The organism is Ruminococcoides intestinale (assembly GCF_040095935.1).
GTDB lineage: Bacteria > Bacillota > Clostridia > Oscillospirales > Acutalibacteraceae > Ruminococcoides > Ruminococcoides intestinale.
The window spans coordinates 1-15976 of the sequence record NZ_JBBMFQ010000005.1 but is presented as its reverse complement, the minus strand read 5'-3'; the positions used below and the strand labels follow the sequence as shown (position 1 = coordinate 15976).

12 protein-coding genes are annotated in these 15976 nt (G+C 36.2%); 11 read left to right on the top strand and 1 reads right to left on the bottom strand.

The window, feature by feature from the left end:
- Positions 1-348: 348 nt before the first annotated feature.
- Positions 349-1371: a LacI family DNA-binding transcriptional regulator gene (locus tag WMO31_RS08550; RefSeq protein ID WP_438871055.1), complete on the bottom strand. Its 1023-nt coding sequence runs from the start codon at positions 1369-1371 to the stop codon at positions 349-351.
- 219 nt (positions 1372-1590) lie between these two features.
- On the opposite strand from WMO31_RS08550, the gene melB reads away from it, so the two are divergent.
- The 11 genes from melB to WMO31_RS08495 all read left to right on the top strand — a co-directional run bounded on the left by melB (position 1591) and on the right by WMO31_RS08495 (position 15708).
- Positions 1591-3066, top strand: a complete 1476-nt coding sequence (gene melB, locus WMO31_RS08545; protein WP_367999525.1) for a melibiose:sodium transporter MelB — start codon at positions 1591-1593, stop codon at positions 3064-3066.
- Between the two features lies 1 nt (position 3067).
- A complete protein-coding gene (locus WMO31_RS08540; RefSeq protein WP_021883123.1) occupies positions 3068-4348 on the top strand; it encodes a galactokinase in 1281 nt (426 codons plus the stop codon).
- Positions 4349-4382: 34 nt separating this feature from the next.
- Positions 4383-5375: a UDP-glucose 4-epimerase GalE gene (galE, locus tag WMO31_RS08535; protein ID WP_367999524.1), complete on the top strand. Its 993-nt coding sequence runs from the start codon at positions 4383-4385 to the stop codon at positions 5373-5375.
- A gap of 10 nt (positions 5376-5385) precedes the next feature.
- Positions 5386-6897 carry a UDP-glucose--hexose-1-phosphate uridylyltransferase gene (gene galT / locus WMO31_RS08530; RefSeq protein WP_367999523.1) on the top strand — a complete coding sequence of 504 codons (1512 nt, stop codon included), beginning with the start codon at positions 5386-5388 and terminating at the stop codon, positions 6895-6897.
- Positions 6898-6913: 16 nt separating this feature from the next.
- Complete coding sequence (locus WMO31_RS08525) at positions 6914-7981, top strand: aldose epimerase family protein (protein WP_367999522.1); 1068 nt, start codon at positions 6914-6916, stop codon at positions 7979-7981.
- 512 nt (positions 7982-8493) lie between these two features.
- Positions 8494-9210, top strand: a complete 717-nt coding sequence (locus WMO31_RS08520) for a LytR/AlgR family response regulator transcription factor (protein WP_367999521.1) — start codon at positions 8494-8496, stop codon at positions 9208-9210.
- The gene (locus WMO31_RS08515; RefSeq protein ID WP_367999520.1) at positions 9203-10537 is read left to right on the top strand and encodes a sensor histidine kinase; all 1335 of its coding nucleotides are present in this window, start codon (positions 9203-9205) and stop codon (positions 10535-10537) included. The genes WMO31_RS08520 and WMO31_RS08515 overlap by 8 nt, the downstream gene beginning before the upstream one ends.
- Positions 10538-10600: 63 nt before the next feature.
- On the top strand, positions 10601-11266 hold the full coding sequence (locus WMO31_RS08510) for an accessory gene regulator ArgB-like protein (protein ID WP_367999519.1): 666 nt from the start codon (positions 10601-10603) through the stop codon (positions 11264-11266).
- Positions 11178-12464, top strand: coding sequence for a hypothetical protein (locus tag WMO31_RS08505; protein WP_367999518.1), 1287 nt, complete (start codon positions 11178-11180; stop codon positions 12462-12464). The genes WMO31_RS08510 and WMO31_RS08505 overlap by 89 nt, the downstream gene beginning before the upstream one ends.
- Complete coding sequence (locus WMO31_RS08500) at positions 12461-14806, top strand: hypothetical protein (protein ID WP_367999517.1); 2346 nt, start codon at positions 12461-12463, stop codon at positions 14804-14806. Before WMO31_RS08505 ends, WMO31_RS08500 begins: the two co-directional genes overlap by 4 nt.
- A gap of 26 nt (positions 14807-14832) precedes the next feature.
- A complete protein-coding gene (locus tag WMO31_RS08495) occupies positions 14833-15708 on the top strand; it encodes an ABC transporter ATP-binding protein (protein WP_367999516.1) in 876 nt (291 codons plus the stop codon).
- Positions 15709-15976 lie beyond the last annotated feature (268 nt).

Genomic DNA, 15976 nt, shown 5'->3' with positions numbered 1-15976 from the left:
ATATTCAGGGAAGTATGCTTTTTTACAATTGCATTATTATTTCGCAAAAAACAAAGGAGCTGGGAAGAACGAAGTCTTAAACTTCATTTCTTCACAGCTCCTTAAATTTTCGTGTCAGATGTGCTGTGCTCAGTTTATTCCCATAAGCTCCAAATCCATCACGCAGGTTGCGTAACTCAGTTAGGGGGGAGACTACTTTTAAAACTATAGCTTTTGAGTAGGGGTGCAAAATGAATTTTTAGTTATTATAATTCATTAACGAAATTATAATCTTCCGGCTTAATCTATCATTTGTGGAGTTATAATTATAATTTATTATAGCATACAATCGTTTGATGACGATAATAATTATAAGCTTTTAGGTTTTGCACATGAGTTGCGAACTTTTATTGGACACGGCAGATAGACACGCATAGGAGAAAAATAATCGGTGCTTTTAGATTTCATCATATTCAAAATAAATCTAATGCCGTAAATACCCATTGCATATACAGGTGCGTTTACCGTAGTAAGCGGAGGGTTTGTATATCCCGAAAGCTCCGTGTTATCAAATCCCATAACAGAAATATCCTCAGGAATTTTGTAACCGTTTTCTTGCAGAGCTCTCATTGCACCGATTGCAATATGATCACTTGCCGCAAAAATAGCTGTGGGGAGATTTCCTTTGCTGATCATTTCTGACATCATTTTATAACCGGATGATGTTGAAAATTTGTCCTGTATAATAAACCCATCATATTTAATGTTTAGTTCATCGCAAATGTCTGTGAAAGTGTTGAGTCGTTTATCAGGAAATATCGTTCCGTCCTCAAGCTGTTCAATGCCTCCGATAAAGCCAACTGTTCTATGACCTAAATCATATAGATATTTAATTGCATCGGACACTGCCTGACGAAAGTCGAGTGATACGGATGTGATTTCAATATTCTCAACGGTCATATCAAGAAAAACAATTTTATTATTCAAAGAATGCAGTGATTTTATTTCTTGTTTACTAAACTTTCCGAGGCAGATTATGCCATCAACATCACAAAGTACATTCTGATAGTCATTGTCTGTTTTAAATGTTCGTACAATACTTATATTATTTTTTGAACAGTAGTCCTCGATACCCTGTCTCATCAAAAAGTAATAATTATCTTCAATTTCCTGTTTGGAAGAGAACCATTGTAGAATCCCAATGCGACATGAAGGTGCTGATGTAACCCTTTTTTTCTTTACATAATTAAGTTCTTTAGCTGCTGCAAATATTTTTTGCTTTGTTTCAAGCGAGGTGCTGAGGGTAGTGTCGTTATTAAGCACTCTTGAAACAGTAGCTACTGATACATTTGCCTTTTTGGCAACATCTCTGATTGTAGCCAATTTAATCACCTCACTACCATTATAGTGAAATATTACTAAAAAATCAAGTCGTGTTTAGTGAAAAACAGAGAAAGCAAAAATGTTTACCAAAAACTATTGACAGTTTACGAAACAAAACATATAATTTAGTTAACACAAAAACAAAAGAGACATTATTATTAAATAATAACGAAATCTTTTGTGCAGGTTGTCACGGCGTTTCATTTAAAATTAAAAGGAGGAAAAATTATGAAACAGACATCATCACAACCAAGACTTGATGGCAAAATCCCGGGTAGAATCAAATACACCTTTGCTTTAGGTGCCCTCGGCAAAGATATGATTTATGGTATGATTGCCACATTTTCAATGATTTATTTCACAGACATCATCAAGGTTAACCCGGTATTTATCGGCGTAATGTTCTTTGTTGCAAAGTTATGGGATGCCTTTAATGATTTGTTTATGGGTATGATTGTTGATAACACACGCAGCAGATGGGGTAAATTTATTCCATGGCTTGTAATAGGTACTCTGGTTAATTCAATTGTATTTGTTGTTTTATTCACAGACTTCCACCTCGATGGCGTTGGACTTTGCGTATTTGCAACAGCAGCTTACATACTCTGGGGTATGACTTACACAATTATGGATATTCCTTATTGGTCAATTATTCCTAACCTCACTTCAAATCCTGAGGAGAGAGAAAAAGTTTCGGTACTTCCGAGAATCTTTGCAAGTATCGGTCAGTCACTTGTTATTGCAGGCTTTGGTGTTCAAATTATTGAGGCTCTCAGCGGCGGCACAACAAATCAGGCAGGTTATCACAGATTTGCAATCATAATTGCAATTGTATTTATTCTTACAATCGGTATTACAGTAATCAATCTTCCGAAAAAGAGAGATGATTCTGTTCCGGAAAAGAAAGTTAAGTTTAAAGATATTTTCTCAATCATCGGCAAGAACGATCAACTTCGTTGGGCGGTAACTCTTATCTTCCTTTACAACATCGGCATTCAGTGCATTATGGGTGTTGCTACATATTATTTCAAATATGTTTGCGGCAACGCAGGAATGATGTCATCATTTATGATCAGCGCATCAATCGCAGAGGTTGTAGGTCTTATCGTATTCCCTAAGGTTACAAAATTTCTTTCAAGAAAAACTTCGTTCCTTCTTGCGTGTCTTTTACCTGCATTTGGTCTTGTAATGCTTTTGCTCGTAGGTATTTTTGCTCCGCACAATGTTGTGCTCACATCAATCTCAGGCGTTATTGTAAAACTTGGTACAGGTCTTGAACTTGGTTGTGCAACAGTATTCCTTGCAGATGTTGTTGATTACGGTGAATTTAAGCTTGGAACAAGAAATGAAGGCGTTGTATTCTCACTCCAGACGCTTATCGTAAAATTCACAGCGGCTCTTACAGCACTCGGTATTGGTGCGGCACTTGGAAGCACACAGTATATTCCGGGTCAGGAACAGTCATTTGCAACAGTAGCATCAATCAGTACACTTATGTGCATTGTTCCTGCAGTTTGTATGCTTATTGCTTATGTTGTTTACAGAAAGAAATATAAACTCAATGACGGTATGATGAAGAAGGTTATAAACACAATCGGTGCAAGAAGAGAAGGCAAGATTGATATGACACAACAGCTTGATGAAATCGGTAACACAGAGCCTTCTATGTTCCTTCCTACAGTTACGGAAAAGGCAGGTAAATAAAATGATTGATACTAAAACAGCAATTGAAAAAATTACAAACGGCGAATTTGATAATCTTTTCACTGATATATATATAGATTCATCAATGATTGATTATCAGAAAAAAAGATATGTTCATGCAATTGAGCAGTATGAAACAATTTTTTGCCCTGATAAAGTAGCAATATTCAGTGCTCCCGGCAGAAGTGAGGTTTGCGGTAATCATACAGATCACCAGCACGGAATGGTGCTTGCAACATCAATTAATCTTGATACTATTGCTGTGTCGGCCAAGAATAACAATGATGTTGTAAGATTTGTTTCTGACGGTTATGATATGATTACTCTCAATATAAATGACCTCGAAGTTAATGATGATGAGGCAGGCACAACGGTCAGCCTCATCAGAGGTGTTCTTCGTGGACTTAAGGATCATGGATATAAAATTGGTGGATTCAATGCTTATGCAACAAGTGATGTACTTGTTGGTGCAGGACTTTCATCGTCAGCAGCTTTTGAGGTAGTTGTCGGAACTATTATTTCCGGTTTATATAATGATATGAAAATAAATTCAGTTGAGATTGCTCAGATTTCTCAGTATGCTGAAAATGTATTTTTCAAAAAGCCGTGCGGACTTATGGATCAAATGGCTTGTTCAGTCGGAGGAATGGTTAACATTGACTTTAAAGATCCGACAAAGCCAATTGTTAAGAAAGTACCTACCGAATTTGAAAAATACGATTACAGTCTTTGTATTGTTGACACAAAGGGCGATCATGTTGATCTTACAGATGATTATGCTATGATTCCCTCGGAAATGAAAAAGGTTGCAAATTTTCTCGGAGAAGATTATCTGAGAGATTGTGATTCAAACGAATTTTATATTCGCCTTGACGAAATTCGTGAGGCTGTTGGCGACAGACCGGTACTTCGTGCAATTCATTTCTTTAATGAGGAGCATAACGTTAAAAATGCCGTTTCGTCACTTGAAAACGGTAAGTTTGTTGAATTCCTTGACGCAATCAGAAAATCAGGTAATTCATCATTTAAGTATCTTCAGAATGTATATACAACAAGAGATATTCAACATCAGAACATCTCGGTAGCCCTTGCACTCAGCGAAAGCCTTCTTCGCAATTACGGCGTGTGCCGTGTTCACGGCGGTGGATTTGCAGGTACAATTCAGGCGTTTGTCAAAAATGATTTTGTAAGTAATTACAAAGAATTTATAAATAAAATTTTCGGAGAAAACTCATGCCATGTTCTCAAAGTGAGAAAATACGGCGGAATAAAAGTAATGTAATTATGTAGGTTTTGTTTTTATTAAGGAGGACAAAATGAAAATTCTTGTTTTAGGCGGTGCCGGATATATCGGTTCGCATACAGTTTACAGACTTATTGAAAGCGGTAATGAGGTTGTTGTATTCGATAACCTTGAAACAGGTCATATCGAGGCGGTTCATCCCAAAGCAAAATTTTATAAAGGTGATCTCAGAAACAGAAGTGAAATTGACAGCGTTTTTAATAAAGAAAAAGGTATTGATGCTGTAATTCATTTTGCAGCCAATTCACTTGTCGGTGAAAGTATGACTAACCCTCTCAAATATTATGATAATAACCTCAACGGCACAAAGGTTTTGCTTCAGTCAATGGTTGCTCACGGAATTGATAAGATTGTATTTTCATCAACAGCGGCAACATACGGTGAGCCTGAGAGAACTCCTATTCTTGAAACCGATCCGACAAATCCGACAAACTGCTACGGAGAAACAAAAAAATCCATGGAGAGAATGTTCTATTGGGTTGAAAAAGCACATGGTTTAAGATATGTTTCTCTCAGATATTTCAATGCATGCGGAGCACATATCAGCGGAAAAATCGGTGAGGCACATAATCCTGAAACCCACCTTATTCCGATTATTCTTCAGGCGGCACAGGGTACCCGTGACCACATAAGTATTTTTGGTACTGATTATCCCACATCTGACGGAACTTGTATTCGTGATTATATCCATGTCACTGACCTTGCACAGGCTCATATTCTTGCAGTTGAATATCTTATGAAGGGCAGTAAAAGTGATATATTCAATCTTGGCAACGGTGTAGGTTTTTCTGTTCGTGAGGTAATTGAAAAAGCAAAAGAGGTTACACAGAAAGATATTAAGGTTGTTGAAGAAAGCAGAAGAAGCGGCGATCCTGCTGTATTGATTGCATCAAGCGATAAGGCGAAAACTGTACTTGGCTGGAAACCTGAGTATGATGATCTGGGAACAATTATTAAAACAGCGTGGAAATGGCATTCAACACATCCCAACGGCTATAATAAGTGAGGCGGTATTTATGAAGAACAGCGTTTACGGCTTAATATTAAGACTTGTTTCATACGGAATCAATACAGGGCTTATTGAAAAAGAGGATATAATCTACACGCAAAATAGGCTTTTGTCGTTGTTCCATATGGATGAACCCGATGACAGTTGTACTTGCCTTACAGCAGATAACGAGGATACTCTTGAAGAAATTTTGTCGGGACTTCTTGATTATGCAAACGAAAAAGGAATCATTCCCGAAAATACAGTAACATATCGCGACTTATTTGATGTGAAACTTATGGCTTCACTTGTTAAGCGACCGTCAGAAGTAATAAGAGAATTTTGGCAGAATTATAGCTGTTCTCCTAAACTTGCAACCGATAGCTACTATAAATTCAGCTGCGATACCGATTATATAAGAAGATATCGTATTAAGAAAGACTTAAAGTGGAAAACATCAACCGAATACGGTGATATTGATATCACGGTAAATCTTTCAAAGCCTGAAAAAGATCCGAAAGCTATTGCAGCGGCAAAACTTCAAAAACAGTCGGGCTATCCGAAATGTTTGCTTTGTAAGGAAAATGAAGGATATGCCGGAAGAGTAAATCATCCTGCAAGAGATAATCACAGAATTATTCCGCTCACCATTGATGGAGATAACTGGTTTATGCAATATTCTCCGTATGTTTATTACAATGAACATTGTATTGTATTTAACGGTGAGCATACACCAATGGTAATCAATGATTCCACATTCAGAAAACTGTTTGATTTTATTTCACAGTTTCCGCATTATATAATCGGTTCAAATGCTGATTTGCCGATTGTAGGCGGTTCAATACTTACACATGAACATTTTCAGGGTGGCAGATACAGCTTTGCACTTAATAGGGCAGAGGTTGAAAGAAAGTTTATTGTTAACGGCTTTGATGATGTGGAGTGCGGAATTGTAAAGTGGCCTATGTCAGTTGTAAGATTGACAGGTAAAAACAAGGATAGCATTATTTCATTATCTTCTCATATTCTAAAGAGTTGGAGAGCGTACACGGACGCAGATGTTGGCATTTTTGCCGAAACAGACGGTGAAATTCACAACACTATCACTCCGATTGCTTTTACAAAGGATGGAAAATTTGTTATTGACCTCGTTCTCAGAAATAATATTACAAGTGAAGAGCATCCTTTGGGAGTATTTCATCCTCATGCGAATTTGCATCATATTAAAAAAGAAAATATCGGCCTTATTGAAGTTATGGGACTTGCAGTATTGCCCTCAAGGCTTAAAGATGAAATGGCTATTTTAAAGGATGCAATTCTTAATCACAAGGATGTAAGTGAAATTCCGAAAATCAGCAAACATTCCGAGTGGGTAAATGAATTTGTTTCGCAGTATGATGAAATCAATGAAAATAATATTGATTCAATAATTCAAAATGAGATAGGAAAGGTGTTTCTTAATGTTCTTTTGGATGCAGGTGTATTCAAAAGAACTCCTGAAGGACAAAAGGCTTTTGATAAATTTATAAAGACGCTGTAGTAAAGGAAGTGCTAAAATGTCAAAGGTAAGGGTAGTAAATTTTGAACCTACATCCAAAGGTGAAAACACTCATCTTTATACAATAGAAAATAACAGCGGAGCAAGCGTGACATTATGTGATTTAGGCGCAAGTGTCGTTTCGATAAAAGTTCCCGACAAAAACGGTAGTATTAGAGATGTAGTTCTCGGCTATGAGCACATTGACGGTTATGAATTTGACGGAACATACTTCGGTGCTACTGTCGGAAGATGTTGCGGAAGAATTGCATACGGCAAGTTTACTCTTAACGGAGAAGATTATCAGCTCCCTGTAAACAATGGGAGTAACCATCTACACGGCGGATTTAACAGCTTTAGCCGCAAAGTGTGGCTTGCGGTAGTTGATGATAAAGTTCCAAATACAGTCCTATTTATGCTTGATAGTCCCGACGGTGATGAGGGCTATCCCGGAAATATGAAGGTCTTTGTACGCTACACCTTTGATGATGAAGATGTACTTACGATAAAATGGTCGGCAGTTTCCGACAAAGACACAATATGTAATCTGACCAATCATTCATATTTTAATCTTAACGGACATAAAAGCGGTAAAGTTACAGAAAATCACAAGCTGAAAATAAATGCAAATTTCTTCATACCGATAAATTCAAACCTCAATCCCACAGGAGAGATAACTCCCGTTAAGAATACATCGTTTGATTTTACCGAACCCAAGTTAATTGGAAATGGTATTGACAGAAAAAACGAGCAGATTGGTTTTGCAAACGGTATTGATCATATGTTTGTGCTGAATCATTCTGATGAAGAATTTGTGCTTGCGGCCGAAGCTGAGGGTATTGACAGCGGAATCACATTAAAATGCTATACTTCTCAGAAAGGTGTTCATGTATATACAGCAAATTATGTCGATGTTTTGTCCAATATGGGAAAGGATTCAGCAACATACGGAGAAAATCCAGCGTTTTGTCTTGAAACCCAGGGCTTTCCAGATGCTGTAAATCACAAGAATTTTCCTACGACAATATTAAAAGCAAACGAAAACTATACACAAACTACAAAATATATTTTTGGTATAAACAAATAAAATAAGCTAATTTCTAACTCCTTTTAAAAATAAAATCTCTCTAAAATCAAGGACCGCCTATTTTCTTGGGTGGTCCTTGATTTTTAATCTATGAGGATGTTTCATGTTTTACAGTATTACACCGTCTTAAAAATATTCTGTTTTAGCGGTTATGTGCAATTCTGCCTGAAAATCACCCTGTTCTGTTTGCGCCGTAAAACCGGAATATTCCTCTTGTACGGCTGTTCTTACAAACTGCATTTTTCATTGCCCGTGTATTTTTTAGCGCTGTTTTTGCTTTTATATTAAAATACGCTTAGGATAGATTTCTTTACCCTCCGCATCAAATTCAAAATTTTCATTACCCCAACTTTTTAAAAAATAATCACTTTTCCCTAGCAAATGTACAGAGATAACGGCGGTAATAACTTGCTGACTTATAAAATTGATAGTAACTTCTTAAATGATTGACTGTTTAAGAGTGTATTGAAAAACATTTTAATATTTGTTAGAATTAAAATGGTGATGAGCATATGTTAAAGATTGCGGTAGTAGATGATGAAATTGTATTTGTTGAAAGTCTGATTAACAAAATAACAGCGGTGTGTGAAAAGCTTAATTTGGAATTTAAAATTGACAAATACTCAAACGGATTTGATATACTTGAAAATTACAGCAAGTATCATCTGATTTTTCTTGATATTGAAATGCCGTCAATTGACGGTATTGCTACAGCCAAGCGGATAAATGAATTGAAAAGTTCAGCTGAAATACCTTTTATTGTTTATGTCACAAGTCACGATGAGCTTGTGTTTGATGCTTTAAAAAGTTTTCCTTATTCATTTATAAGAAAAAGTAAAATTGAATCTGATTTGTACGAATGTATTAATCGTATAAATAACTCTTTTGAAGAATTACATAAAACTATAGTATTGCATACCGAAAGAAAAGATATTCCGATTGTTATTGGTGATATTATTTATCTTGAAAAAATTAAAAATTATGTTGTGTATCATACTCGAAATCAAGAATATAAGGTCAGAAGTGATATGAATACAGAATTTAAAAATATCGCAGAATATGGCTTTATAAGACCGCATATTGGTTATGCTGTAAACAATAAGTATGTTGAATATATTTCTACGGATTGTGTTTTATTGCAAAATGATATTAACATTCCTCTCAATAAAAAATACAGAGATGATGTAAAGAAAAAATATTTCAAATGGTTGGGGGATATAAATGTTTAATTATGGTTTTGAATTAGCTGTTAATTTTGTGCAATCAGTTTATCTGATAGGTTTTTTATTGGCATTCTTAGGTGGCAAATATTCTCGCAAACGCAATATAGCAATGTGTTCATTGTTTATTGCTTTAAATTTTACTGTTCTTACATATTTTACATTTAACAATCCTTATGTTGTAATGATTGATATGTTGACAGTTGTTATATTACATGAAGTATATTGCTTAACTTGTTTAAAAGGAGAATTGGCAATTAAAATTATTCTTCCGTTTGTAGCTTCACTGATTAATACAATTATATCTTACGGAGTTTTATATCTTACATCTTTTGTTACGGGTTTATCGTTGGAAGAATTGGGTTTACAGTCAAGCTTTTTCAGATATTTATGTGTTGTGCTTGTAAACCTGACAATATTGGTAACCTTACTGCTTATGTGGCGTACGAAAGCAAAAGTGTATAGTTTAAAAAAAGTTTCAAATATAATAGCTTTTATTGCAATTCCTGTTTTAGCAATGGCAATATTATACATCACTTTTTACATAATGATTCTTACGAATTATCAATCAAATTTAATCGTACTGCTTCTGATAATTTGTGCCGCTATGATTTTGGTTGCCGGAATGGTTTGGTTTATGATTGCAAGAATTAACAGGGATAACCAGATAAGTACAAAGTTATTATTGAGCGAACAAAGAGCTGATTTGTACGAAAAAAACATTATAACTTCTAACAAACAGATTGAGAATACTGCAAAGATAAGACATGATATGAAAAACAACATTGCTTGTATTGATAATCTAATTGTTGAGAGCAAATATGATGAAGCACATAAAATATGTCAGGAACTTACCGATAAATATTCTTCAATCGGTTCTGTGGTAAATACTGAAAATTACTTATTAAATGCCGTTTTGAATGTTGAAATTGAAAAAGCAAGGAGCAATGAAATATCGGTCAAATTAAACATTGCAAATGATATGAAAATGTTTAGCAACGGTTCAGATATGATTTCGGTAATAGGAAATATTTTTGATAACGCTATTTCGTATTTGTCTGAAAATAAAATTGAGAATAAAGAAATTATTTTCAGTACAGAGCATAAAGGAGATTATTCTGTTATTAAATGTAAGAATAAAATTATTGATTCTGTATTGTCTAAAAATCCTTTGTTGCAGACTGATAAGGCAGATAAGAAAAATCACGGCAAGGGAATTTCAATAGTAAAAAGTATTGCCCAAAAGTATGGGGGAGATGTAGTTATTTCGGAGAAGAATAATGAATTTATAGTTTCAGTAATATTAGATAATAGAATTTTACCAGAAAACCAATGATTTTTACCAGAACACTACATTTTAAATAAAAATATGCTATTCTTTTTTCAGGAGATGTAACAAATGCTACGTAGTCTGTCAAAGAGAATAGCTTTTTTAGTTTGCGAAAAAACTGATTTATTACCATTGGAAATATATGTATATGGATTTGAATTGATAATATCATCAATCATTGAAACAGGTGCATTGTTACTTGTTGGATTTTTGATCGGTAAATTTGTTGAAACAATATTGTTCTTAGTTTCCTTTTCCAGTATAAGGTTTTTTAGTGGTGGATATCATGCAAATTCTTATTTTAAATGTTTTGCAGTAACGCTTGTTAATTATTTTTTAGTTTTATTACTTTACAACAATTTAAGAAACTTTTCAGCAAATATGATTACTGTATTTACTTTAGTCGTGTTTATATTATCACTTGTTATATTTATAAAGTTTTGTCCTGTGAAAAACAACGGTAGAACAATTATTAATTCTCAAAAGCAAAAAGGTCTTGCTATTATTGCTCTATGTACCAATATTGTTTTGGCTGGTGTGCTATTTTATATATTTAAGAGTAATATATTAATCATTGTATTGCCTACTATTTTTATGGTAGATACATTGATTGTTATAGAAAAAATAAAACAAGGAGTTGTTAAAAATGGAAAAGAAAATGAAGAAAACAACTGCAATGATGGCATTACTTTTAACAATTTATGCTGCTGTATTTTTTTATGGCTGTACGAATAAATCTTCATACTCAAATTCCGATGATGCATATATAAATTATGCAACAGATATGCAGCTAATGTACCATATCGGCGGAAATGCACCTATGACAAAATCAGATAAAGGTTATTATTATATCGGTGAGGACGGAATCGTGATTTTTATTGATAAAGAAACAAAAAAGGCTACTCCTCTTTGTTCAAAACCAAATTGTACTCACGATGACCCTGAAGCTTGCGATGCCTATTTAAACTTAACGCAGAAGCCCGATACGCTTGTTGGTGCCCATGATTCTGCAATACAATATAATGACGGATATTTGTATGCTTTATGCGGAGAGTATGACAAGAGCTATATAAATTACAATACATATCTTATGCGTATGAAGCCTGATGGAAGCCAAAGGGAAAATCTTACGGGAAGCTTTAATTTTTATGCTTTTGAATGGTTCATACACAGGGGATATTTTTATTGCTCTACTGATTCATCAGTAATTAGAATACCTCTTGATTCACCTAAATCAGAACCGCAGATTCTATACAAAACGGATTACTATATTAAGTCCAGCTTGAGAGCTGTTTCTCAAATATGTGCGTATAAGAATTATTTTTACTTTACTGCCGACGAGAGAAATGAAAAAGAGGAAGGACCCGGTTTAAGTATCAAATGTATCAATTTAGATACATTAGAGATTAATGACATTCCTAAAGCTAAAGGCTATCAAGTGTTTTATAATTTCTTTTTAGACAACACAATGATTGCGTCCTATTACGATAAAAATTCGGATGAAAATGTTTATCTTAAATGCGATTTGGATGGAAATGTAAAGGAAAGCTTTTTCACAATAGCTCATAAAGATAATTTGCGATATTCAACCGATGGAAAATACATATATGGTGATAATTGTGTGCAGGTCACCAGAAAAGATGCAGAAAAACAGATTATTACGGTTTACGATTTAAATATGAATGAGATAGATTCGTATGTTCCGCCTGAATTTGAAAATATAGTATGCAATTATATTAATCCACAGGATAATGAATATTTTATTTTTGAATCTGTAGATGATAACGGAGAACGAATTTTAGCTATGGCGGATAAAAGTCAACTTGGCTCAATCGGCGGAGAAACTATAAAATTCACCAAGCTTTGCAAGCTGAAATGGGCTGAAAAGAAGGACAGCAATTATTATGTAGAGGGACAGGCGAGAGTTGAATGAGAATTGCAGGTAGCGAATATTTAAAGCTGTTTTCAAACAAAATATTTCTTATTTGCATCATTGCCTTTTTCTGCGCCGATTCTCTGTTTTTCGTAATGCTTCAATCCTCTGATTATGAAAATTCGGCAATTTCAAGTGATGTTGGGGCATATGAACAGCTTATTCGGGAATGTAACGACGCAGAGGATAAAAATGCGTTCTTTGAAAGCAAGAACACGGAGATACAGATTGCACAAATTCTTTTGCACAACGGAAATGCAGATGAATACAAGAAAAAATATCCAAAGCTGTATGACAATGCGGCAGGCTTGGACTTGAACGATGATGAGCTGTTCAACCGCTCGGTTATGCTAAGCAACATACAGGCTCAGCTCTCTCACATAGACAGCTATGAAGAGTTTATTTCCAATATGAAGTCGAGAGCCGAGCAACAGAGCAGCTTTTCCATTTTTGCAGAGCCGGACAGCTTTTCGTTCAGAAATATTGAAAAAACTCCCGTGGATTTTGCCGAGGTTAAAGGTGTTAAGCCCATTCTCGGCAACAACAAGGCGGTTGAAGCCGCAACCTCATATGAGGTTTCAAGCTATATTTTGCTGATTATCGTATTACTTGTCAATATTTTGATGTTCTCCGTTGAAAGAGAAAAGGGACTTTATATTCTTGTGCGGTCAACGGCAAAGGGCAGACTGTCAACAATAGCCTGCAAGCTCTTGGTTGTTTTGAGCGTTACGGCGGTTGTTAGTCTGCTGTTCTATGCGAGCAACATTATGACGGCAGGCACAGTCTACGGCTTTGGAGATTTGAGCCGCCCCGTGCAGTCGAGCGAGCTGTTTTTAAACTGCGCATTAAATGTTACAATGCTTGAATACCTGATTTTGTGGGTACTCGGCAAAACGCTTTTGCTCTGCTCTCTGTCAATGCTCACGGCATTTTTATTCGTGGTTATCAAGTCCTCCGCAAAGACCTATTTAATCTTGGCGGCGGCACTGATTTTTGAATTTTCCTGCTTCATTTTCATTGACGGTAGCTCTGTGTTGGCTTCGCTAAAATTTATAAATATTTTCTACCTTATCAGCGGCAACAATATTTTCGGCTGTTATCAGAATGTCAATATTTTTTCACAGCCGATTAACATAATCACCGTTTTCATCGGCTTAGCTATAGCTCTCTCCGTTGTCGGAGTTTTGGGAGCGGCATTGGCGTTTTCAAGGCTGTCACAGCATAACGGAAAGCTCGTTTTGCTCGACAGGCTTATGTCACGGCTCGGACGGTTTAAGAAAATCAACGGAAGTGTGAGAATATACAGCGGCGAGGCTTACAAGCACTACAAAATCTCCTTCGCCCTCGTCGCAGTAATTATCCTCGTGGCTCTCGGCTTTGTCAGCTACAATGATGATTTGAGTATTATATTCAGAAGTCCTCAGGAAAGCGCCTATGACACCTATATGCAAACGCTTGAGGGTGAGCTTGACGAGGAAAAGTATGATTTTATCGAGAGTGAAAGGGCTTATTTTGACGAGCTTACAAGAGAAGCCGAGGAGCTTTCAGCCGACAACACGATTTCGGCTGAGGAAAAAACGAACAGGCTCAATACCATTGATGGTATTTTAAGCATAAGAGGAATGGCATTTGAGGACATTTGCGCTCAGCTTGAATATGTTAATGGAAAGGCTGAGCTGACGGGCGAAAAGCCTGCACTTGTCAATGAAGTGGTGAACAAGCGGCTGACTATGGACACCTTTAGGGAGTGGGAGTATTTTGCTCTGCTCTTAGCCGTGGTTATCTTCTGTACCTCCAACATTTTGGCGATTGAATACAAGACCTCTATGGTTAACTTGATTTCGGCAAATAAGTACGGCAAAGCGAGGCTGTTGATTATAAAACTCTTGACTGTCCTGATTACCACGGTGATTTCCTATATCTTAATCTATCTGCCGCATATGCTCAACTTTATCAAGACCTTCGGCACGGCATCATTTGATTTACCGCTTGCATATTCAAGAGATTTTTCGGCTCTGACAAGCGGCATAACCGTGGGCGGATATATTCTTGCTCTCGGCTTTGTTCATCTGCTTGCGGCAGTCGGCGCAACGGCTTTGGTCTATCTGCTCTCCTACATATTTAAAAATCAGTTTGTGACAATGATAATTTCAAGCGGCTTGCTCCTTATACCCTGCGTGGTGTTCATTGATAACAGCAAAATCCGTATGGTATCGGCATTTTCAAATAATGCTCAGACAGCCGTTATCGGCATAATCACCGCCGTTTGTCTGCTGATAATCGCAGTATCGGCTCTGATTATCTTTGTCCCCAAGCGCAAAAGTACGAAATTTATAATTTAAGTTTCAAGGCAAAAGAGGTTGTAAATATGGAATTAGCTTTAAATTGTATCAGCAAAACCTATAAAAAGGGCTCGGTAAAGGCGCTTGATAATTTCAGCGTTACCTTAACTCCGGGAGTATACGGCTTGCTCGGACCGAACGGAGCAGGCAAGTCCACGCTGATGAACATTATCACCGACAACCTCAATGCCGACGGCGGAGAGGTGGTTTACGGCGGTGAAAATATCAAAAAGCTCGGCAAGGATTACCGAGCCGTACTCGGCTATATGCCCCAACAGCAGGGCTTGTATGATGATTTCACCCTCAACCGCTTTTTGTGGTATATGGCGGCTTTAAAGGGCTTAAAAAAGAAAGAAGCCAAGGAAAAGATCACTCAGCTTCTTGAAACGGTTAATCTGACAGATGCCGCACATAAAAAGTTAGGCTCGTTTTCGGGCGGTATGAAGCAGAGAGCCTTGATTGCTCAAGCGCTTCTGAACAATCCCGAAATTCTCATACTTGATGAACCGACGGCAGGACTTGACCCGAAGGAGAGAATACGCATACGCAACTTCATCAGCGAGATTGCCGAGGATAAAATCGTATTGATTTCAACGCACGTTGTGTCTGATATTGAGTTCATTGCAAAGGAGATTATTTTGCTTAAAAAAGGTCAGCTCATCTCCCACGATTCCCCGAATAAGCTGACAAAGGAGCTTGAAAATAAAGTCTTTGAGGTCGAAATTCAAAGGGAAGATTTAAAATATTTTCAAGATAATTACCGTGTGTCAAATCTCTATCATAACGACGAAAAAATCATAGTAAGATTAGTCACAGATAATCCCCCTGAAAATCATAAAATAACAATTGCAAACCCAACCCTTGAAGATTTGTACCTCTATATTTTTGAACAAGGAATGTGATATTAAAATTATTACCGACAAGTAATGGTGTTCTATGCTAATACTTGTCGGTATTTTTATGCCCTTTTTACATGAAATTGTAAGGATAAAGCGGAATACAGATACAAAATAATCAGTTAACGCATAAAATAGCAATATATAATATTGTGTTAAAATTATGCGAAAAGGGGGGTGACAGCCCTATGGAGCAGTATATGCCGATAGTGTGGATAGGCTTTGCAATATTTATGTTGCTTTGCGAAGGCTTTACAACACAGCTTGTATCAAT

What these genes read in the sequence shown, in the direction of transcription:
- melB (WP_367999525.1), top strand. Translation starts at nt 1,591, where the DNA reads ATGAAACAGACATCATCACAACCAAGACTTGATGGCAAAATCCCGGGT.
- WMO31_RS08540 (WP_021883123.1), top strand. Translation starts at nt 3,068, where the DNA reads ATGATTGATACTAAAACAGCAATTGAAAAAATTACAAACGGCGAATTT.
- galE (WP_367999524.1), top strand. Translation starts at nt 4,383, where the DNA reads ATGAAAATTCTTGTTTTAGGCGGTGCCGGATATATCGGTTCGCATACA.
- galT (WP_367999523.1), top strand. Translation starts at nt 5,386, where the DNA reads ATGAAGAACAGCGTTTACGGCTTAATATTAAGACTTGTTTCATACGGA.
- WMO31_RS08525 (WP_367999522.1), top strand. Translation starts at nt 6,914, where the DNA reads ATGTCAAAGGTAAGGGTAGTAAATTTTGAACCTACATCCAAAGGTGAA.
- WMO31_RS08520 (WP_367999521.1), top strand. Translation starts at nt 8,494, where the DNA reads ATGTTAAAGATTGCGGTAGTAGATGATGAAATTGTATTTGTTGAAAGT.
- WMO31_RS08515 (WP_367999520.1), top strand. Translation starts at nt 9,203, where the DNA reads ATGTTTAATTATGGTTTTGAATTAGCTGTTAATTTTGTGCAATCAGTT.
- WMO31_RS08510 (WP_367999519.1), top strand. Translation starts at nt 10,601, where the DNA reads ATGCTACGTAGTCTGTCAAAGAGAATAGCTTTTTTAGTTTGCGAAAAA.
- WMO31_RS08505 (WP_367999518.1), top strand. Translation starts at nt 11,178, where the DNA reads ATGGAAAAGAAAATGAAGAAAACAACTGCAATGATGGCATTACTTTTA.
- WMO31_RS08500 (WP_367999517.1), top strand. Translation starts at nt 12,461, where the DNA reads ATGAGAATTGCAGGTAGCGAATATTTAAAGCTGTTTTCAAACAAAATA.
- WMO31_RS08495 (WP_367999516.1), top strand. Translation starts at nt 14,833, where the DNA reads ATGGAATTAGCTTTAAATTGTATCAGCAAAACCTATAAAAAGGGCTCG.